19 protein-coding genes are annotated in these 19,767 nt (G+C 41.7%); 17 read left to right on the top strand and 2 right to left on the bottom strand.

What is annotated here, in order from left to right; translation table 11 throughout:
• Positions 1-40 precede the first annotated feature (40 nt).
• Positions 41-1,474 carry an MATE family efflux transporter gene (locus RZO55_RS15670; protein WP_318065185.1) on the bottom strand — a complete coding sequence of 478 codons (1,434 nt, stop codon included), beginning with the start codon at positions 1,472-1,474 and terminating at the stop codon, positions 41-43.
• Positions 1,475-1,659: 185 nt separating this feature from the next.
• On the opposite strand from RZO55_RS15670, the gene RZO55_RS15665 reads away from it, so the two are divergent.
• Both RZO55_RS15665 and RZO55_RS15660 read left to right on the top strand, forming a co-directional pair.
• Positions 1,660-2,325, top strand: coding sequence for a YoaK family protein (locus tag RZO55_RS15665; RefSeq protein WP_318065184.1), 666 nt, complete (start codon positions 1,660-1,662; stop codon positions 2,323-2,325).
• A gap of 31 nt (positions 2,326-2,356) precedes the next feature.
• Entirely contained in the window at positions 2,357-2,794 is a 438-nt protein-coding gene (locus RZO55_RS15660) for a PPC domain-containing DNA-binding protein (protein WP_318065183.1), read from the top strand.
• Here RZO55_RS15660 and RZO55_RS15655 read toward each other — a convergent pair.
• On the bottom strand, positions 2,791-3,708 hold the full coding sequence (locus tag RZO55_RS15655; RefSeq protein WP_318065182.1) for a LysR substrate-binding domain-containing protein: 918 nt from the start codon (positions 3,706-3,708) through the stop codon (positions 2,791-2,793). The genes RZO55_RS15660 and RZO55_RS15655 overlap by 4 nt on opposite strands.
• 179 nt (positions 3,709-3,887) lie before the next feature.
• Between RZO55_RS15655 and RZO55_RS15650 the strand changes: the two genes are divergently transcribed.
• From RZO55_RS15650 to rplT, 15 genes are all read left to right on the top strand, one after another.
• Positions 3,888-4,907 (top strand): tripartite tricarboxylate transporter substrate binding protein, encoded by a 1,020-nt coding sequence (locus tag RZO55_RS15650; protein WP_318065181.1) that lies wholly within the window; start codon positions 3,888-3,890, stop codon positions 4,905-4,907.
• Positions 4,908-4,963: 56 nt separating this feature from the next.
• A complete protein-coding gene (locus tag RZO55_RS15645) occupies positions 4,964-5,437 on the top strand; it encodes a tripartite tricarboxylate transporter TctB family protein (RefSeq protein ID WP_318065180.1) in 474 nt (157 codons plus the stop codon).
• A gap of 13 nt (positions 5,438-5,450) precedes the next feature.
• Positions 5,451-6,947 carry a tripartite tricarboxylate transporter permease gene (locus RZO55_RS15640; protein ID WP_318065179.1) on the top strand — a complete coding sequence of 499 codons (1,497 nt, stop codon included), beginning with the start codon at positions 5,451-5,453 and terminating at the stop codon, positions 6,945-6,947.
• 3 nt (positions 6,948-6,950) lie between these two features.
• Positions 6,951-8,261, top strand: a complete 1,311-nt coding sequence (locus RZO55_RS15635; RefSeq protein WP_318065178.1) for a nickel pincer cofactor-dependent isomerase, group 22 — start codon at positions 6,951-6,953, stop codon at positions 8,259-8,261.
• A gap of 9 nt (positions 8,262-8,270) precedes the next feature.
• Positions 8,271-9,788 (top strand): galactarate dehydratase, encoded by a 1,518-nt coding sequence (garD, locus tag RZO55_RS15630; RefSeq protein WP_318065177.1) that lies wholly within the window; start codon positions 8,271-8,273, stop codon positions 9,786-9,788.
• Positions 9,789-9,865: 77 nt separating this feature from the next.
• Positions 9,866-10,435, top strand: a complete 570-nt coding sequence (locus tag RZO55_RS15625) for a TetR/AcrR family transcriptional regulator C-terminal domain-containing protein (protein WP_318065176.1) — start codon at positions 9,866-9,868, stop codon at positions 10,433-10,435.
• Positions 10,436-10,569: 134 nt separating this feature from the next.
• Positions 10,570-11,718 carry a lactaldehyde reductase gene (gene fucO / locus RZO55_RS15620; protein ID WP_318065175.1) on the top strand — a complete coding sequence of 383 codons (1,149 nt, stop codon included), beginning with the start codon at positions 10,570-10,572 and terminating at the stop codon, positions 11,716-11,718.
• Positions 11,719-11,888: 170 nt separating this feature from the next.
• Positions 11,889-13,250: an MATE family efflux transporter gene (locus RZO55_RS15615; RefSeq protein WP_318065174.1), complete on the top strand. Its 1,362-nt coding sequence runs from the start codon at positions 11,889-11,891 to the stop codon at positions 13,248-13,250.
• Between the two features lie 154 nt (positions 13,251-13,404).
• Entirely contained in the window at positions 13,405-14,475 is a 1,071-nt protein-coding gene (locus RZO55_RS15610; RefSeq protein ID WP_318065173.1) for a branched-chain amino acid aminotransferase, read from the top strand.
• Positions 14,476-14,546: 71 nt separating this feature from the next.
• The gene (locus tag RZO55_RS15605; protein ID WP_318065172.1) at positions 14,547-15,458 is read left to right on the top strand and encodes an AEC family transporter; all 912 of its coding nucleotides are present in this window, start codon (positions 14,547-14,549) and stop codon (positions 15,456-15,458) included.
• Positions 15,459-15,817: 359 nt separating this feature from the next.
• Positions 15,818-17,779: a threonine--tRNA ligase gene (gene thrS / locus RZO55_RS15600; RefSeq protein WP_318065171.1), complete on the top strand. Its 1,962-nt coding sequence runs from the start codon at positions 15,818-15,820 to the stop codon at positions 17,777-17,779.
• A gap of 105 nt (positions 17,780-17,884) precedes the next feature.
• Positions 17,885-18,199, top strand: a complete 315-nt coding sequence (locus tag RZO55_RS15595; RefSeq protein WP_318065170.1) for a DUF1540 domain-containing protein — start codon at positions 17,885-17,887, stop codon at positions 18,197-18,199.
• A 430-nt stretch (positions 18,200-18,629) separates the two neighbouring features.
• Positions 18,630-19,124 carry a translation initiation factor IF-3 gene (gene infC, locus RZO55_RS15590; protein WP_277407941.1) on the top strand — a complete coding sequence of 165 codons (495 nt, stop codon included), beginning with the start codon at positions 18,630-18,632 and terminating at the stop codon, positions 19,122-19,124.
• 27 nt (positions 19,125-19,151) lie between these two features.
• Entirely contained in the window at positions 19,152-19,349 is a 198-nt protein-coding gene (gene rpmI / locus RZO55_RS15585) for a 50S ribosomal protein L35 (RefSeq protein WP_013272956.1), read from the top strand.
• 29 nt (positions 19,350-19,378) lie between these two features.
• A complete protein-coding gene (rplT, locus tag RZO55_RS15580) occupies positions 19,379-19,735 on the top strand; it encodes a 50S ribosomal protein L20 (protein WP_318065169.1) in 357 nt (118 codons plus the stop codon).
• Positions 19,736-19,767: the final 32 nt, after the last annotated feature.

The raw sequence follows: 19,767 nt of genomic DNA, 5'->3' as shown, positions 1-19,767 counted from the left end.
CGTGAGCAAAGAAGAAGCACCCTGTTTATTTCTTAATCGGTTAGGAATCCGTTTTCTGCAGCATTTTTTTAGCAGCAGGAAAGAATTGTATTGTAATATTATGTTTTTTACAAACTTTCCGGATTTCAATGAATCCAATGAGAAGGGCAAACAACCCGGTACAGATATTGCTGATTGCCATCACCATTCCGACGCTGGTGCTTCCAAATTTCGTAAAGTTCTGTAAGTACCAGAGTACGGGGATTCTAAATACGAATACCCGGCAGAAATTAATGGCCAGGGTGATTCTGGTTTTGCCAAAGCCGTATAAAAGTGCAAGGATTGAGGAATTAATTCCCAATGGAATGGCACCATAGGCCTCATAATGGTATATAGAAGCTATCATGTTGGCAAATTCCTGATCCTCACCGGCAAAAAGCCTGCTGATCTGGCCTAAAAAGATCAGCGACAAAGACATGAGTACCGCCCCCAGCATAATGTTAATGGCCAGAATACAGCCAAATGCCTTCAGTGCACGCTCTGGCTTTCCTGCGCCCATGTTCTGGCTGATGATGGCGGAACCCCCTTCCTGAAAACCGTTTTGGGGCATTGTAGTGATCCCTCCGATATTATTGGAGATCCCCAAAGCACCTACTGTTAAAGCACTATAGATCGTACTCATGGAATTGACGACTACCTTGCCAAGAGAAAAGGCAATTTTTTCAATAATGACCGGTATGGATAAGCTAATCATAGGTACAATTACCGTGGACTTTAAGCTGATGCTTCGAAACGAATAACCAAATGCATTATCCTTCTGATTTAAATTAATCACAGCAGCAATAAGAATAAAAATCTGAGAGATTATGGTTGCCACAGAGATCATGTTGATTCCTGATCCCAGCACATATACAAATAAAGCGGTCAGAGATAACTTTACTGCGATAACGCCCATATTTAAATGGAGGATTCTTTTCGAATTTCCTCTTGCCCTTTCAATTGCAATGTATACATTATTAAAGAAACTGATGACCATACCAACCAGTTCCAGGCGGAAATACTGAGTACCTTCTGCAATAAAACTTTCCGGTGTTTTTGCAAGCCTGAGAAATTGAGTTGCAGAGGGCATTAAAATAATAAGGATTGCTGCACCTAATAAGGCGCACATGGCGAACAGGCTGCTGACTCGTTTCTTTACCAGATCAAAATCACCTGCTCCATAGGCCTGGCTGATCTTTAAGCTGGAACCGATGGCAAGACCTCCTCCTAAGGCGGAAAGAGATAAATTAATCTGGGACAGGTAAGCAACTGCCGAAACGGATGCGGCACTGATGTGTGCCGCCATCATGGAGTCAAATATTTTAAACAGCTGATTTAAACTCTGATAGAGTGCCAGTGGTGCTCCCACATAAAGAACAACTTTCCACATATTATCGTGAAGTGCGAAATAGCGGAACTTTTCGTCTTTGGCAGATAAGGTTGCTTTTGGTGACATGTAAATTCTCCTTTTGAGCAATGTTTTAATGCCCATTAAGCATATAGCAAAGAACTAATAAATACTACCAATTTTATGTTGAATTTTATCGAAACTACAGATTTTTTGCTCAATTTTGGTTTGGATTGATTTTCAAATGCCGAAAGTTGTGATATAGTATGCTTTGTTAAGGAGGACAATCAAAAATGGTTTGGAAAAAAGGAGAAGGTCAGATGTCGGAAGCGATGTCTACCGTTATCATCTTAACGATCTCTGGCGGCCTGCAGGATGCATACACTTATTTTTACAGAGGAAAAGTTTATGCAAATGCACAGACTGGTAATATTATAAACTTTACCCATAATATGATAAGCCGGAGCTGGCATACAGCCTTTCTGTATTTATTGCCGATTTTGTCATTTGCAGGAGGAATCTATGTTTCCGAACTAATCAGAGGGAGATTTCAGTGCCGCGAAGCGATTCACTGGAGACAGATTGTGGTAATAATAGAAATTATACTGCTGTTCTTTGTAGGTTTTATGCCTCAGTCGTTTAATTTATTTGCCAACTCATTGGTATCATTTGTCTGTGCCATGCAGGTAGAGGCATTTAGAAAAGTGAAGGGAAGTGCCTTCGCAAGTACGATGTGCATTGGAAATTTAAGAAGTGCAACGGAAATGCTTTATCGTTATCGTAAGACCAAAAACAGGGAGAGTCTGGAAAAATGTCTGCGGTATTACGGTGTTATCCTGTTTTTTGCGCTGGGAGCTGCCGCCGGAAGCTTTCTCGTTCCCTTGTTTCAGGAAAAAACGATCTGGTTTTCTTCTGGATTGTTAATGGCTGTATTCATCATGATGTTTCTGAGAGACTAATAAACAATATACATTCAAAGGAGGTTTATACATGGAATATAGAAAGTTTGAAAATACGTTTGTAATACGGTTGGATCCTGGTGATGAAATACTTACCAGTCTTATTCGCCTTTGCGAGACAGAAAAAATTATGCTGGCTTGCGTGAGCGGACTTGGGGCAGTAAATGCTGCTCAGCTGGGCGTATTTGATACAGAAAAGAAGCAATACTACAGCCGGGAATACAAAGGTTTATACGAAATTGCATCCCTGACTGGTACAATCAGTGTAAAAGGAGAAAATCCATATCTTCATTTGCATATGGTTATTGGAAATCCGCATACGAATGAATGCTACGGCGGACACTTAGGACGAGCAGTAATCAGCGCTACCGGAGAATTGGTTGTCACCACAATCCCGGGAATAGTTGGGAGACGGGAAGACGAGACAGTGGGGTTGAATTTATTTGAGTTTGAAGAGGAGACCCATTAATTTTTCCAGTAATCCTTCGCAAGTTTTATAAAATATTCTGCTGCATGAGTAAGGTAGCTGTTTTTTCGGTAAGTGGCTGCCACACTCCAGGCGGGATGGGAAGGAAGAGAGAAACAAGAGATTCCTTCTATTGGATTCTTTATATAATAATATGGAATCAGGCCGCAGCATAAATTTGCCTGAATCATGGTAAGAATCGTACTTGTACTTGCTGTCTCAAACAAAACATTTGGTTCAAACGCTGCTTCTTTAAATATATTATCGATCATATGCCGCACGGTAGACTCCTTGTACATTAAGACAAAGGGTTCGTATTTAACAGCAGTAATATCCAGATCTGGATAATTGTTTTCATATGTCTTAGATGAATCAAGTGCGCTTAAGGGATGTCTGGCAGGAATAGCAAGGTAAATCTCCTCTTGTGCAATTGGTATATAATGATCGGAAGTACGCTGATTGTCGCAGAGCGTTAAAAATCCAATATCCAGGTCGCCATTTGAAATGGCGGCCTGTTGCTTTTTTACGCTCATCTCATTGGGCGTGACTATTATTTCAGGATATTTTTTGTGGAATTTTGGATAGACAGCACAGAACATGGCAATGCCCCGTCCCGGAGTAAATCCTACAGATAAATTTCCTTTTTTATCAGATACCATATCGTTGATGATGCGATAGGTGTCTTTTTTTATCTGCAGCATTAAACGTGCATTTTTTAAATAGATTTCTCCGGCTTGTGTTGGGTGCCAGTCAGTTCTGGAGCGATGGAAAAGCTGGATTCCAAGCTCTTTTTCTAATCGCAGAAGCTGTTGGTTAAGGGCAGGCTGGGTTATAAAAAGCTTTTCTGCTGCTTTGGTTATGTTGTTTTCTTCCGCTATTTTTAATATATACTCAATCTGTTTGGTATCCATTGTCATATCCTTTCAGCCTGTTTATTAGTAGTATAGCTGGATTTTTGCAGGATTACAAGAAGAACTATAAGAAAAAATTAGAGATATATAAAAACTATTAATTTTACAAATGGTAAATATGCCAATATAATAGGGTATGACAAGGGATTAATACAACAAAATGCTTAATGAAGGAGAAGAGAGTTATGTTAAAGAGAGCAGTTGGTATTTTAATGGCAATCACTATGGCGGGGACTTTAGTAGCGTGTGGGAATCGCGCACAGGCAACAGGAACTAATTCAGCAGAAAACACTTCCGAGGGGACGACAGCAACTGAGGTAAAATGGCCCAAAAATGTTGAGATTGTGGTGCCTGCCGGAGCAGGGGGAGATACTGATTTTAATGCAAGACTTTTGGCTCAGAAGTTATCAGAAAAACTTCCGGCAAATTTTGTTGTATCAAACGTGAATGGAAACGGGGGAGCGACCGGAACCCGTCAGGTAAAAGATGCAGAAAATGACGGAAGTTCTATCGTATTTTATCATACGGCTTTATTAGTAAATAAAGCTTCTGGAACAACGGATTACGGCTTTGATGAATATAACTTTGCAGCAATTGCCGGATTAAATGTGGGAAATGTTGTTACAATTAATTCAAAGCTTGGAATCAAGACACTACAGGAACTTCTTGAGTATACGAAAGAACATCCGGGCGAATTAAAGATGGCAGCCCAGACAGGTGCCACTTCCTATGCAGTTGCCATGCAAATGAAAAATGCTGGCTTTGATGTGAATATTGTTGATGCGGGATCCGCGGCAGATCGCCTTGCAGCAGTATTGGGAGGACATGTAGATGTGATTTTGGCTGCATATGGTTCTGTAAAGGATTATGTAAAAGAGGGAACACTCGTTCCGCTGGCAATGGATGGAGAAGATGATCTGGTGGTTGATTCAGAAGGAATTGATATAAAGGCAATGCATAATTTGGGATATGACATTAAGCTCCCGTTTTATTATTTCTTTGCATTCCCAAAAGGTACGGATGACGGACTTGTTGATGAATTTAATGCTGCTTTAAAAGATATCATTGAGACGGACAAGGAATATCAGGATAAGATCTATTCTTCCTACTATCAGAAACCAGTATTCATTCCTAGAGAGGATGGACTTAATAAATTTTCGGAAATTGATAAATTACTTGAAGAGGTAGATTTTTCAGTGAAATAGCAGATCAGTCATAAGGATTCCGGCATTTATTGCCGGGATTCTTTTAAAAGGAGCGTATGATGGGTACAAAAAGAGTTTCTGATATAGTAATACACACAGTTTTGCTGATTTTCGGAGTTAGCCTGTGGGTCTCAGCTCAGGGAATCGAGGTAGGAGCAGCGATGGGACAGGGCGGAGATTTTATGCCGAAGTTATGTGCGACGATCTGGGTTCTTCTTAGTGCATTGCTGTTAGTCACCAGCTTAAGTGAGAAAAAGAGTGAAGGACAAAAATCTGAAGGTAGTGTCAAAGGATTTTTTGCCACCTTGGTCTTATTGTTCGTTTATATTTTATTATTAAAACCAGTTGGATTTGTTATCACTTCTATATTATACATGTTTGTCCAGATGTTACTGTTTGTTCCAAAAGAGCAGTTGAACAAGAAACGGATTGTTTCATTTGCAGTGATATCTGTTATATTACCAATATTGGTGAACCTCCTGTTTGTAAATGTGTTTTCACTTATATTGCCAACCGGAATACTAAAATAGGAGGAGGAATGAAATGATTACTCAAGGTTTATTGTCCGTACTGAACCCGGGCTGTTTTATCGTTATTTTCATCGGCGTAGTGATTGGAATTATATTCGGTTCCATTCCTGGACTTACTTCGACAATGGGTGTGGCACTATGTCTGCCTATTACATTTTCCATGTCACCCTTAAATGGAATTGCCATGCTGATTGCGCTTTATGTAGGAGGTACCTCTGGAGGACTCATATCAGCAATATTATTAAAAATTCCAGGTACTCCTTCTTCTGTGGCAACTACTTTTGATGGCGGCCCTATGGCAGACAACGGGGAAGGTGGCAAGGCGCTGGGTGTAGGAATTTTATATTCATTCCTTGGTACGGTACTTTCCATTATTGCACTGATTTTTATTGCCCCATCACTGGCTAAAATTGCCTTAAAGTTTGGCCCATATGAATACTTTGCTATCTGCTTGTTTGCTCTTACCATGATAGGGGCTATGGTAGGGGATAACCTTTTAAAAGGGTTGATGAGTGGAGTTGCAGGTCTTACATTTTCCTTATTTGGGATTGCTTCCATCGGTGGAGCGCAACGATTTACCTTCGGAATCCGGGATTTAGAAAATGGATTTCAGCAGCTTCCTGTCATGATTGGTTTGTTCGCTGTAGCTGAGATATTAAAAGTCGGAATGGATGGAATCAAAGCGGATAAAGCAAAAGTTATGAGCTGCAAGATAAAAGGATTTGGAATTACCTTTCAGGAATTTAAGGAGCAGTTTGTTAACTTTATCCGGTCAGCTTTGCTTGGAATCGGAATCGGAATTCTTCCTGGAATTGGAGGGGCGACCTCTAATATTGTAGCGTATAGTGTTGCAAAGCAGCAAAGCAAGCACCCGGAAAAGTTCGGAACGGGAATAATTGATGGTGTTATTGCAACAGAAACATCAAATAACGCATCTATCGGCGGAGCCTTGATTCCTCTTTTAACTCTTGGAATACCAGGGGATACGGTGACCGCAATGATTCTTGGCGGACTTACGTTACATGGTATTGCTCCCGGACCGCTGCTGTTTAAAAACAGCGGAGAACTGGTATATGGAATCTTTGCTTCCTTTTTAATAGCCACCTTTTTAATGCTTATTGTGGAATATGGCGGAATCCGTATGTTTGTAAAAGTACTGGCAATTCCCAAATACATTCTTCTTCCAGCTGTACTGGTATTGTGTGTTGTAGGTACTTATGGAACCAATCACAATATGTTTGATGTGTGGACAGCACTGTTTTTTGGATTAATTGGATTCTTTATGATGAAACATAAATTCCCGCAGGCTCCTATGATACTGGGATTTGTTTTGGGGAAGGTGATTGAAGAAAACCTGATTCGTGGACTTATGTATAGCAACAATAATTTCTTTGCATTCTTCAAATCTCCCATCGCGGCCGTATTCTTATTATTCACTATGGCTATGTTAATCTGGACTGGATATAAACAGATTGACAGTAAAAGACGGAAAGTAAAAAAGGAGATTTAAAAGATGGAAGTGAAAAGTCAGGGAGTTGTCAGCCAACTGCTAAAGGATACAAAGATTCCCAAGATGTTTCATGCAAGGCAGGAGTTTTCAAGAAGTGTTATAAAACCAGTAGAGATTCCGGCTGTGATTCATAAGGAACTGGAAAAAGAATGTTTCTCTTCCCTTATAAAACCTGGGATGAACGTAGCAATTACTGCTGGAAGCCGCGGAATCCGTAATGTGGATATTATTACAAAAGCAATTGTGGATTTTGTCAAATCAAAGGGTGCAGAGCCTTTCATCGTTCCTGCAATGGGGAGTCATGGTGGAGCAACGTCAGAAGGTCAGTTGGAGGTATTGGAAAGTTATAACATTACCACGGAATCTATGGGCTGTCCCATTCGGTCATCCATGGAGGTGGTAGAACTTGGGTACTCGGAAAGGGGGAGAAAGGTTGTTCTTGACCGGAATGCTTATGAAGCGGATGGAATTATTGTTTCCTGTCGGCTGAAACCCCACAATGCCTTCCGTGGGGCGTATGAAAGCGGTCCCTGTAAAATGATGACGGTTGGTTTGGGAAAACAGACTGGTGCGTCCGTGGTGCATAGTGACGGTATGGATGTGATCGCAGAAAATATTCCCACGATGGCAAAGGTGGTATTGGAAAAGGCGAACATATTATTCGCAGTTCCATGTATTGAGAATGCTTACGATGAAACTTACAAGATCGAAGGTATTCTGGCGAAAGATATTTTGTCACGAGAGCCGGAACTGCTCAAAGAGGCTTTTGACAATATGCCCAAATTGATTGTGGGAGAAACAGATGTCTTGGTAGTTGATGAGATTGGTAAAAATTTCAGCGGGACTGGGGTGGACCCTAATATAACAGGAACGTTTTCCACTCCGTATGCATCTGGAGGGATCAACGTTCAAAGAACCTGTTTCTTAAATCTGAGTGAAGAGTCCCATGGAAATGCACTGGGTTGTGGTCTGGCAAGTGCTATCACTAAAAAAATATTTGATAAAATGGATATAGAAAAAATGTATCCCAATTGCATTACCAGTACCGTGCTGGCATCGGCAAGAATTCCTTGTGTAGTGTCATCTGATAAGGAAGCAATACAGATATGCATCCGAACATGTAATAAGATTGACAAAGGGCATGTCAGAATGGTCAGAATTGCCAATAGCCTACACATTGACAGGATACAATTGTCAGAAAGTTATTATGAAGAGGTGATTGCCGGTAAGTATAAGGGGGTCACGGCACTGGATGAGCCCCAAAGTTTAGAGTTTGATCATGCAGGGAATGTATTGACCCCTGTAAGAATATAGGAGAGAAACATGAGTATACCATTATATGTAAAGATCAAGGAACAGGATAATGTGGCTATTGCAGTAAATGAAATCAAAGCCGGAATGGAAGTGATGGAGGGGGTTATTGCTCACCAGGATATTCCACAGGCTCATAAGATTGCGCTGGAAGATATTGCGCAGGGGGGTAAAATCATTCGCTATGGAGTGATTCTTGGTTATGCCATGAAACCAATAAAAAAAGGCGACTGGATCAATGAGCATATGCTGGAACTCCCGGAACCGCCGAATGTTGATGAGATGGAATTTTCCATCAATCTTGTAACTGATTTACCTGATCCGCCCGTTGCTTCGTGGGAAGGGTATGTAAACCCATTAGGAGGCCCGGCTGGAACCAGAAATATACTGGGAATCAGTACGACGGTGCAATGTGTTACCGGAGTTTTAAATGTTGCAGTAGAAAAAATGAAAAAGGAGCTGCTACATAAATACCCTAATGTAGATAATATTGTCCCAATCAACCATGCATATGGCTGCGGTGTCGCAATTAATGCTCCGGAGGCTCAAATACCCATACGGGCGCTTCGTAATTTATCTAAGCATCCAAACTTTGGAGGGCAGTTAATGGTGGTTGGCCTTGGCTGTGAAAAGTTTACGGTGGATATGCTTTGCGAGGAAGCTGATATCAACGAAGAAAATGTCATTATACTCCAGGAGAAAAAAGGATTTGATGAAATGATCAATTCTCTGATGGAAATGGCGGAAAAGAAGCTTAAGATTTTAAATGAAAGAAGACGGGAGACATTACCTCTTTCTGAACTGCTGATTGGGATGCAATGCGGGGGCAGTGATGCCTTTTCCGGAGTGACAGCCAACCCTGCAGCCGGATATGCGTCAGATATGCTGGTAAAAGGCGGAGCTACCGTATTGTTTTCTGAAGTGACGGAAGTACGTGACGGTGTCTACCTGCTTGCAGAACGGTGTGTAAATGAAGAAACAGGCAAAAAACTGGCGCAGGAAATGAAGTGGTACGACAATTATCTTAAGGAAGGGGAGGTTGACAGAAGCGCTAATCCTACTCCTGGAAATAAGAAGGGAGGACTTGCCAATATTGTGGAAAAAGCCATGGGATCCATAGCAAAATCAGGGACTTCTCCTATTGTGGAGGTGCTTTCTCCAGCGGAAAAACCGACTAAAAAAGGATTGATTTATGCGGCTACACCTGCCAGTGATATCGTATGTGGTCCATGTCAGCTGGCCAGTGGAATTGGTTTACAGGTGTTTATGACAGGAAGAGGCACTCCATACGGTCTGGCAATTGCCCCGGTCGTAAAGGTCTGCTCCAGAAATGATATGAAAAACCAATGGATGGATCTGATTGATATCAATGCAGGACCAATTGCAACCGGTGAAGCATCCATAGAAGAAATCGGGACGCTGCTGTTTCGGGAGATCATTGATGTGGCAAGCGGAAAAAAACAGACCTGGGCGGAAAAATACAAACTTCATAATGATTTATGCATCTTTAACCCAGCGCCAATTACGTAGACACTTACCACTGACCAGGTTCACAAAACCCTTCTGCTGTGATAAAATAGATTCATATAAACCAACAGGAGCGAGAAATGGCTGAATATCCAAATAAGAATGAAAAAACAAAATACAAGCTGGCTGATTCCATAAAGAACTGCATGAAGATAAAACCGGTGGATAAAATAACGGTTCAGAATATTGTAGACGGCTGTCAGATGACAAGGCAGACATTCTACCGCAATTTTAAGGATAAGTATGATTTGATTAACTGGTATTTTGATAAGCTGGTTCTGGAATCATTTGCCCAGATCGGTGTGGACAAGACTATCTGCCAGAGTCTCAGTGAAAAGTTTCAGTTCATTCAGAAGGAGTCAGTTTTCTTTACGGGTGCGTTCCGTTCTGACGATTATAATTCTTTAAAGGAGCATGATTTCGAGCTGATTATGGGATTTTATACGGATTTGTTAATCCGCAGAAGACAGGAGCCTTTATCCAATGAAATTGAGTTCCTGCTGGAGATGTATTGCCGTGGATCTGTGTATATGACTGTTAAGTGGGTTTTGTCCGGGATGCAAAAGACGCCGCAGGATATGGCTAAAACTCTTGTAGAAGCCATGCCGCCTAAGCTGTCTGCGGTCTTTGAAGAAGCAAATCTGGTATGATTATAGTATTAATGCACATAAATAAAGTTACAGTTTAAAGGTAATGTAACATATGTTACAAAAGCCCGGAACTGTAACTTTATTTTTTGAGGCTTGGTTGTTAAAATTATAACAGTATGAAAGGAGAGATTATCATGGTAAACAGAATCATTTTAAATGAAACATCCTATCACGGCGCAGGCGCCATTCTTGAGATTCCCGGCGAAGTGGCAAAAAGAGGGTTTAAAAAGGCTTTTGTCGCATCAGATCCTGATTTAATTAAATTCCAGGTTACCGCTAAGGTAACAAAAATACTGGAAGAAAACGGGCTGGAGTATGAACTTTATTCGGATATTAAACCCAATCCTACAATTGAGAACGTGCAGACCGGAGTAGAAGCATACAAAAAATCCGGCGCTGATTACATCATTGCCATCGGAGGCGGCTCATCTATGGATACCTCCAAAGCAATTGGCATTATCATTGCAAATCCGGAATATGCAGATGTGAGAAGCTTAGAAGGAGTTGCGCCTACTAAGAATCCGTCGGTTCCGATTATAGCAGTGCCAACCACGGCTGGTACTGCGGCAGAAGTGACCATTAACTATGTAATTACAGATGTGGAGAAAAAACGAAAATTTGTATGCGTTGATCCTCATGACATTCCAGTTGTGGCAATTGTTGATCCGGACATGATGTCCAGCATGCCAAAGGGACTGACAGCAGCTACGGGTATGGATGCGCTCACTCATGCCATAGAAGGTTACATCACTAAAGGCGCTAATCCTATTACAGATATGTTTAACATAAAAGCGGTCGAGCTGATCGGCAAAAGCTTAAGGGGAGCAGTTGAGAATACCTCAGAAGGCAGAGAAGGAATGGCTTTGGGACAATATATTACAGGAATGGGATTTTCAAACTGCGGCCTTGGAATTGTACATTCTATGGCCCATGCTCTGGGAGCTGTTTATGATACCCCTCACGGAGTGGCAAATGCAATCCTTCTTCCTGCAATTATGGAGTTTAATGCAAGTGCAACTGGTGAAAAGTATCGTGATATAGCCAGAGCCATGGGAGTGGAAGGGGCTGATTTAATGAGCCAGGAGGAGTACCGGGCAGCTGCAGTTGCGGCAGTGAAAAAGCTTTCGGCAGATGTGGGAATTCCCGTTGATTTAACCAGTATCGTTAAGGAAGAGGATATTCCATTTCTAGCTGAGTCTGCAGCTGCAGATGCCTGTGCTCCCGGCAATCCGAAAGAAGCCAGTCTGGAAGACCTTATCCGGTTATATCGTTCCCTTATGTAATCGTTCTTTGTCTGTTCGCCGGTTCCTGTCATGGAACCGGCTTTTTACTGCTGCGAAGAAAAATATTTGAAAAGCGGGACTGGAAAAAAACGGATGCAAAATCAGAATATCCATGCTATCATTAAAAGAGTGCCTATATTGGCAGAATATTACAGAAAGGCAGTGAACGAATGTCAGATACAAAGAATGATTTTTCGAAAGGAAATATAGTAGGGAATATATTAAAGCTTGCTGTTCCCATGACCCTTGCTCAGCTGATTAATGTTCTTTATAATATCATAGACAGAATTTATATTGGAAGAATACCTGAGAATTCGACTCTGGCTCTTACCGGACTGGGGCTTTGCCTTCCTATCATTTCTATAGTAATCGCTTTTGCTAATTTATTTGGAATGGGAGGAGCACCGTTATGTTCCATTGAACGGGGCAGGGGGAATGAAGAAGAAGCAGAAAAGATCATGGGTAACTCCTTTATTCTTCTTATTGCATTTGGAATTGTTCTTACTGCTATAGGGCTGCTTTTTAAGAAACCGATGCTGTATCTGTTTGGTGCCAGTGATCAGACGTATCCGTTTGCCAGTCAGTATATCAGTATTTATCTTCTTGGCAGCATTTTTGTAATGACCGGGCTGGGGATGAACAGCTTTATTAATTCCCAGGGGTTTGGAACCATTGGAATGACAACAGTTCTGGTTGGGGCAGCAGCTAATATTTTGCTGGATCCCATCTTTATTTTTGCCCTGGGTATGGGGGTAAAAGGAGCTGCCTTTGCTACAATCATATCCCAGTTTCTCTCTGCTCTCTGGATTGTCCTTTTCTTAACTGGAAAAAAGACTATTCTGCGGCTGAAGCTTTCTGCCTTCCGCCTGAAAAAACACCGTGTTAAGTCCATTGCGGCGCTCGGAATGTCCGGCTTTACCATGTCTATCACCAACAGTCTGGTACAGATCATGTACAATTCCTCCCTTCAGCATTATGGAGGTGATCTGTATGTTGGAATTATGACGGTAATTAATTCAGTCAGAGAAGTAATATCCATGCCTGTCAGTGGCTTAACCAATGGTTCACAGCCGGTCATGGGCTTTAATTATGGTGCTGGCGAATACAAGCGGGTGAAACAGGCCATTAAATTTACTTCTTTGGTAGCTATTGTATACACGACTGCCATGTGGGTTCTGGTTCACAGCTTTCCGGAATTTTTTATCCGTATTTTTAATCAGGATGGGCAGCTTTTGAAAGCAGGTATTCCATCCATGCGGATTTACTATTTCGGATTTTTTCTCATGTCTCTCCAATTTGCCGGGCAATCGGTTTTTGTAGCGCTGGGAAAGGCAAAACGGGCAGTATTTTTTTCTATTTTCAGAAAGGTTGTAATTGTTATTCCTCTTATCATCTTACTTCCCATTGTCTTGGGAAATGGTGTCTATGGAGTGTTAATGGCAGAGCCAGTTTCCAACTTAATCGGAGGAGGCGCCTGTTTTACTACCATGCTGGCCACTGTATGGCCGGAATTAAATAAGAAAAAATCATAATTCCCTGTTATATAACAAAAAGTTATGGATTTGATTCCATTTCGGCAGATTAAAAAGGGTTGAATTTTCTTGACAGCAGTAGTTTTTTGGAAGATAATGATAAACAAATTAGAAAAGCTGACGATATGCCGGTATGGGAAAGGAAGAGTATAACATGCAGAATATTAGAATTGAGAGAACCGCTTGCCCGAAAGAAAAACCAGGCAAAGAAAATCCTTTAACATTTGGTACCATATTTACAGATCATATGTTTGAAATGGATTACGAGGAAGGAAAAGGCTGGTATGACCCAAGAATTGTGCCTTACCACAAGCTGGAACTGGAACCATCCTCAATGGTGTTTCATTACGGTCAGGAGATGTTTGAAGGCTTGAAAGCGTACAAAACCGAAGATGGAAGGATACTGCTGTTCCGCCCGGATAAAAACATTGAGCGTGCTAACCGGAGCAATGACAGACTCTGTATTCCGGAGATTCCGGAAGAGTTATTTTTGGATGCGTTAAAGACGGTTGTAAGCGTGGATCAGGACTGGATTCCTACAAAACCTGGAACGTCTCTTTACATCAGACCCTTTGTGATTGCTACGGATCCGTTTTTAGGAGTCAGACCTTCTCATACTTATAAATTCATGATTATTTTGTCACCGGTCGGTGCTTATTACGCCAGCGGACTTGATCCGGTTAAAATCTGGATTGAAGATGATTACGTGAGAGCGGTAAAAGGCGGAATCGGTGAAGCAAAGACCGGAGGGAACTACGTTGCTTCCCTTGCTGCCCAGGTCAAGGCTCATGACGAAGGATATTCCCAGGTGCTGTGGCTTGACGGTGTTGAACGTAAATACATCGAAGAAGTCGGTGCTATGAATATTTTCTTTAAGATTAACGGTGTTGTGATTACACCAGAGTTAAACGGCAGCATTCTGCAGGGTGTAACAAGGGATTCCGTTCTGGCATTGTGCAGAGAATGGGGATTTCCGGTGGAAGAGCGCAGGATTTCTGTAGATGAAGTGGTGGCTGCAGCCAGATCTGGAGAGATGGAAGAATGTTTTGGAACCGGTACGGCAGCAGTCGTTTCACCGGTTGGTGAGCTTCGCTTTGAGGACGAGAGAATGTCCATCGGTGGCGGAAAGATCGGAGAGCTCACCCAGAGATGCTACGATACCATCACTGGTATACAGCTTGGCAAGGTAACAGGACCTGCAGGCTGGAGCGTAGAAGTAAAATAACAGAAAAAGAACGACTGGCGGGGCTTAAAAGCACCGCCGTCAGTTTGTTGATTACAGAATAAGGAGTTTTTATGACGGCAGTACTAATGAGGGCAGCAGCCTTTGTGGCAATAATTTTGATGGGCTACTTACTGAAGCGGGCAGGTTTTTTTCAGGCAAAGGATTTTTATCTGATTTCCAGAGTAGTGATCAGGATAACTCTTCCTGCCGCTATTGTTTCCAATTTCAGCAGGATTACCATGGAGCGTTCCCTCCTTACCATGTGTATCATTGGGATTTTGTGTAATCTTGTGACAATAGGGATCGGCTATATCACCAATCTTACCCGTTCCGGAGACAGTAAAGCCTTCGCGATGCTTAATATGTCCGGCTATAATGTTGGGAATTTTACTATGCCTTTTGTGCAGAGTTTTTTAAGCCCTGTGGGTTTTGCGGCCACCAGCCTTTTTGATGCAGGCAATTCAGTGATGTGTACAGGCATGACCTATTCCCTGGCCAGCATGGTGGCAGGAGAAGGGGAAAAACCTTCTGTTGGTAAGATGGTGAAGAAGCTTTTTTCCTCTGTCCCCTTTGATGCCTATGTAATCATGACCATTTTAAGCATCTTAAAGATCAGTCTTCCGGGTATTATAATCAGTTTTGCAGATACTGCAGGTGCAGCCAATGCATTTTTGGCGCTGCTGATGCTTGGTATCGGATTTGAGATCCGAATGGACAAAGAGAAAATCAAAAAAATTATTCGGATGCTTGTAATGCGGTATTCGATTGCTGTAATCATGGCAGCAGGCTTTTATTTTCTATCCCCTTTTATTCTGGAAGTCCGCCAGACGTTAGCCATTGTTACTCTTGGCCCGATTGCTTCCGTAGCACCTGCATTCACAGCAGATCTAAAAGGCGATATTGAGATGGCAAGTGCAATCAATTCCCTGTCAATCATTATCAGCATTGTTGCGATTACCGCGGCACTGATTCTCCTTTTATAACAAAATATTTTTGACGCTTGACAAAATGTTTTTGAGTGTTATAATTTAGGCATAGAAATTTAATTAAGATAAAGCGGTGACAAGACCAGTACCCTGACAGGAGAGCTCAGAGAGAGGCACATATGGTGAAAGTGCCTTGCCGGAATATCAGGAGAAGACCAGCTTGGAGCGTCCCTTAATCGGGAACGGTGATTCCGTTATCATCAGTTTAAGTGGTTTGAATGAGGAATCATTCTTTCAAGTAGGGTGGAACCGCGATTTATTACGTTAGAATCGTCCCTTTCTGTATGGAGACATATGGAAAGGGGCTTTTTTTATTTGATCCATGATTACAAAAATTGGTAAAGGAGATTAGAACAATGAAGATTACACTGAAAGACGGTTCAGTCAAAGAGTATGATCATGCAATGTCGGTGATTGATATCGCTTCTGATATCAGTGAAGGACTTGCCAGAAATGCCTGTGCGGGCGAGATAGATGGAGAGGTTGTGGATTTAAGGACTACGGTGGACAGGGACTGCAGCTTAAGTATTTTAACAGTCAATGATCCTGCTGGTCTGGCAGCTTACCGCCATACCACCAGCCACATTCTGGCCCAGGCAGTAAAGCGCCTTTATCCTCAGGCAAAACTGGCAATCGGACCTTCCATTGAGAATGGGTTTTATTATGATTTTGATACTCCATCTTTTTCAAGAGAGGATCTTGATAAAATAGAAGCTGAGATGAAAAAGATCATAAAAGAAGGAACTCCTATTGAACGTTTTACTCTTCCCAGAGAGGAAGCTGTTAAATTTATGGAAGAGAAAGGGGAGCCTTACAAGGTAGAACTGATTTTAGATCTTCCGGAGGGAGAGGAAATCTCTTTTTATAAGCAGGGAGATTTTACCGATCTCTGTGCAGGACCCCATCTTATGAGCACAAAGCCAATTAAGGCATTTAAGCTGACTTCATCTTCCGGTGCATATTGGAGAGGAAGCGAGAAGAATGCCATGTTAACCCGTATATACGGAACCGCATTTTCTAAGAAAGACGAATTGAATGAATATCTGGAGTATCTGGCGAATATTAAAAACCGGGATCACAATAAGCTTGGCCGTGATTTAGAATTGTTTGCCACTGTTGATGTGATTGGTCAGGGTCTCCCTCTTTTAATGCCAAAGGGCGCCAAGATTGTTCAGACCATGCAGAGATGGATCGAGGATGAAGAAGAGAGACGCGGTTATATGAGAACCAAAACTCCTCTGATGGCAAAGCGGGATCTGTATATTATCTCAGATCACTGGGATCATTATAAAGAGGGAATGTTTGTTCTGGGAGATGAAGAAAAGGATGATGAAGTATTCGCACTTCGTCCCATGACATGTCCATTCCAGTATTACGTATACAAACAGAGCCAGAAGTCTTACCGCGATCTTCCATGCAGATATGGTGAAACATCAACTCTTTTCCGTAACGAAGATTCAGGAGAGATGCACGGACTGACACGTGTACGCCAGTTTACCATTTCCGAGGGTCACTTAATTGTTCGTCCGGATCAGATTGAAGATGAGTTCAAAGGCTGTGTTGATCTTGCAAAATACTGCTTAACTACTCTGGGTCTGGAAGGTGACGTGACTTATCAGATGTCTAAATGGGATCCTGACAATGCAGACCATTACCTTGGAAATCCTGAGATGTGGGATGAAGTGGAAGGAATGATGCGTAAGATTCTGGATCATATCGGAATTGAGTATACGGAAGCAGTAGGAGAAGCCGCTTTCTATGGCCCGAAACTTGACATTCAGGCAAAGAATGTATATGGCAAGGAAGATACCATGATTACCATTCAGCTGGATATGTTCCTGGCAGAACGTTTTGATATGAGCTTTGTAGATAAGGATGGAACAAAAAAACGTCCTTATATCATACACAGAACCTCCATCGGCTGCTATGAAAGAACGCTTGCATGGCTGATTGAAAAATATGAGGGTGCGTTCCCAACCTGGTTATGTCCGGAGCAGGTTCGTGTTCTTCCTATCTCCGAAAAATATCATGAGTACGCAGGCAAAGTGGCAGAACAGCTGAAAGCAAACGGGGTTCTTGCTACCGTGGATGAGCGTGCAGAAAAAATCGGATATAAGATCCGGGAGGCACGTCTTTCTAAGCTGCCGTATATGCTTGTAGTGGGACAGAAAGAAGAAGAAGAAGGCGTTGTTTCCGTACGCAGCCGCTTTAACGGAGATGAGGGACAGCGTCCCCTTGCAGACTTCATCGATGAGATCTGCCGGGAGATTCGTACCAAAGAGATCAAAAAGGTCAATGTGACAGAAGAATCGAAATAACATGATACCGGGAAGAGGAGATATTCGTGAGAATATTTTCCTCCCCCCCGGCGCATAATACCTCCTGAAAGAAAATCTCAATAAGAATTCCAGGAGGAAACGGACATGACAAAATTAGACTGCAATGTAACAAACTGTCTGCACAATTCTGATAATTGCTGTTGTAAATCTGCAATTATAGTAGAAGGCTCCCAGGCAAAGGATACGATTGATACCTGCTGCGGCAGCTTTGATGAGAACAAAGACGGTTCTTTCCACAACTTATTCAAAACACCGGAGAGCAAACTGGAAGTGGATTGTGAAGCGGTTAACTGTGTATACAATGAAGGCCGTCACTGTTCCGCGGAGCACATTGGCATTGCGGGTGATGGTGCAAGAGCATCCGAGCATACGGAATGTGCCACATTTAAGACCAGATAAAAAGGAAAGACAAAGGCAGACGAATATCCGTTAGTCTTTGTCTTTCTTCTATATTAAAGGATCATGATAAAGGTTCCTGCTGTGATGAGCAGGATCCCAATCAGCTTTTTACTACTCGATTGTATCTCCGCTTTAACCAGTTGGCAACAGAAAATTTACATAAATGATGAGAAATACATTGACACATTACTTGATATGTAGTATTATAATAAAAGTTGTGGAAACAACAGACAGGAAAGTAGGTATCCGCCTCACCACGGCACGAGCAAGTGTCCCTGGTTTATAGCCTTTCATACATAGGTATACTGTGTAGAGACTTTGGTGGTGGATAGCGTTTGTCTATCTACTTTTTTTTATGCCTTAAGGCAGCAATGTGATTCCGACCAATACACACACAATATAATGGAGGTGCACGACAATTAGCGATTTAATGATTAATGAACAGATCAGAGATAAAGAAATTCTGTTGATTGGTGAAAACGGAGAGAAGCTTGGAGTTATGTTGACCAAAGATGCCATGCAGATGGCAAAGGAAGCAGAGCTTGATTTGGTTAAAATTGCTCCTACCGCGAAACCACCCGTTTGCAAGATCATCGATTACGGTAAGTATCGTTATGAACTGGCAAGAAAAGAAAAAGAAGCTAAAAAGAAACAGAAGGTAATCGAAATAAAAGAAGTTCGTTTATCTCCCAACATTGATACGAATGATTTGAATACAAAGATGGGCGCCGCAAGGAAGTTCCTCGAAAAAGGAGATAAAGTTAAGGTAACCTTACGTTTCAGAGGTCGTGAGATGGCGCATATGTCAAAGTCAAGATATATTTTAGAAGATTTCGCTGAGAAATTATCAGATATTGCGACCATTGATAAACCATCGAAAGTGGAAGGAAGAAGCATGGTTATGTTTTTAACCCCAAAACGCTAAAAGAACATTATCAAGGAGGAAAATACAATGCCTAAATTAAAAACAAGCAAATCAGCTGCAAAACGTTTCAAAGTTACAGGAACAGGAAAGCTTGTAAGAAATAAAGCTTATAAATCTCACATCTTAACTAAGAAATCTACTAAGAGAAAAAGAAATCTTAGAAAAGATATTGTTACAGATGCAACCAATGCAAAAGTAATGAAAAAGATTTTACCATATTTATAGGATCTTAAGTTAAGAAGGAGGAAAAACCGATGGCAAGAATTAAAGGCGGTATGAACGCTAAGAAAAAACATAACAGAGTGTTAAAGATGGCTAAAGGCTACAGAGGCGCTCGTTCCAAACAGTATAGAGTAGCAAAACAGTCCGTAATGAGAGCTTTAACAAGTTCTTATGCAGGCAGAAAAGAAAGAAAGAGACAGTTCAGACAGTTATGGATTGCCCGTATCAATGCAGCAGCACGTATCAATGGCGTATCCTACAGCGTATTTATGCATGGATTAAAGCTGGCTGGTGTTGATTTAAACAGAAAAATTTTAGCTGACATGGCTGTTAATGATGCGGAAGGTTTTGCAAAATTAGCTGAGCTTGCAAAATCCAAAGTGGCTTAATCATATATTCTGACCTCGGAAACCTCGTGTTT

The organism is Clostridium boliviensis (assembly GCF_033342255.1).
GTDB lineage: Bacteria > Bacillota > Clostridia > Lachnospirales > Lachnospiraceae > Lacrimispora > Lacrimispora boliviensis.
The sequence above is the reverse complement of the archived record's forward strand: the minus strand, read 5'-3'. Positions and strand labels throughout refer to the sequence as shown.

What these genes read in the sequence shown, in the direction of transcription:
- RZO55_RS15670 (WP_318065185.1), bottom strand. Translation starts at nt 1,474, where the DNA reads ATGTCACCAAAAGCAACCTTATCTGCCAAAGACGAAAAGTTCCGCTAT.
- RZO55_RS15665 (WP_318065184.1), top strand. Translation starts at nt 1,660, where the DNA reads ATGGTTTGGAAAAAAGGAGAAGGTCAGATGTCGGAAGCGATGTCTACC.
- RZO55_RS15660 (WP_318065183.1), top strand. Translation starts at nt 2,357, where the DNA reads ATGGAATATAGAAAGTTTGAAAATACGTTTGTAATACGGTTGGATCCT.
- RZO55_RS15655 (WP_318065182.1), bottom strand. Translation starts at nt 3,708, where the DNA reads ATGACAATGGATACCAAACAGATTGAGTATATATTAAAAATAGCGGAA.
- RZO55_RS15650 (WP_318065181.1), top strand. Translation starts at nt 3,888, where the DNA reads ATGTTAAAGAGAGCAGTTGGTATTTTAATGGCAATCACTATGGCGGGG.
- RZO55_RS15645 (WP_318065180.1), top strand. Translation starts at nt 4,964, where the DNA reads ATGATGGGTACAAAAAGAGTTTCTGATATAGTAATACACACAGTTTTG.
- RZO55_RS15640 (WP_318065179.1), top strand. Translation starts at nt 5,451, where the DNA reads ATGATTACTCAAGGTTTATTGTCCGTACTGAACCCGGGCTGTTTTATC.
- RZO55_RS15635 (WP_318065178.1), top strand. Translation starts at nt 6,951, where the DNA reads ATGGAAGTGAAAAGTCAGGGAGTTGTCAGCCAACTGCTAAAGGATACA.
- garD (WP_318065177.1), top strand. Translation starts at nt 8,271, where the DNA reads ATGAGTATACCATTATATGTAAAGATCAAGGAACAGGATAATGTGGCT.
- RZO55_RS15625 (WP_318065176.1), top strand. Translation starts at nt 9,866, where the DNA reads ATGGCTGAATATCCAAATAAGAATGAAAAAACAAAATACAAGCTGGCT.
- fucO (WP_318065175.1), top strand. Translation starts at nt 10,570, where the DNA reads ATGGTAAACAGAATCATTTTAAATGAAACATCCTATCACGGCGCAGGC.
- RZO55_RS15615 (WP_318065174.1), top strand. Translation starts at nt 11,889, where the DNA reads ATGTCAGATACAAAGAATGATTTTTCGAAAGGAAATATAGTAGGGAAT.
- RZO55_RS15610 (WP_318065173.1), top strand. Translation starts at nt 13,405, where the DNA reads ATGCAGAATATTAGAATTGAGAGAACCGCTTGCCCGAAAGAAAAACCA.
- RZO55_RS15605 (WP_318065172.1), top strand. Translation starts at nt 14,547, where the DNA reads ATGACGGCAGTACTAATGAGGGCAGCAGCCTTTGTGGCAATAATTTTG.
- thrS (WP_318065171.1), top strand. Translation starts at nt 15,818, where the DNA reads ATGAAGATTACACTGAAAGACGGTTCAGTCAAAGAGTATGATCATGCA.
- RZO55_RS15595 (WP_318065170.1), top strand. Translation starts at nt 17,885, where the DNA reads ATGACAAAATTAGACTGCAATGTAACAAACTGTCTGCACAATTCTGAT.
- infC (WP_277407941.1), top strand. Translation starts at nt 18,630, where the DNA reads ATGATTAATGAACAGATCAGAGATAAAGAAATTCTGTTGATTGGTGAA.
- rpmI (WP_013272956.1), top strand. Translation starts at nt 19,152, where the DNA reads ATGCCTAAATTAAAAACAAGCAAATCAGCTGCAAAACGTTTCAAAGTT.
- rplT (WP_318065169.1), top strand. Translation starts at nt 19,379, where the DNA reads ATGGCAAGAATTAAAGGCGGTATGAACGCTAAGAAAAAACATAACAGA.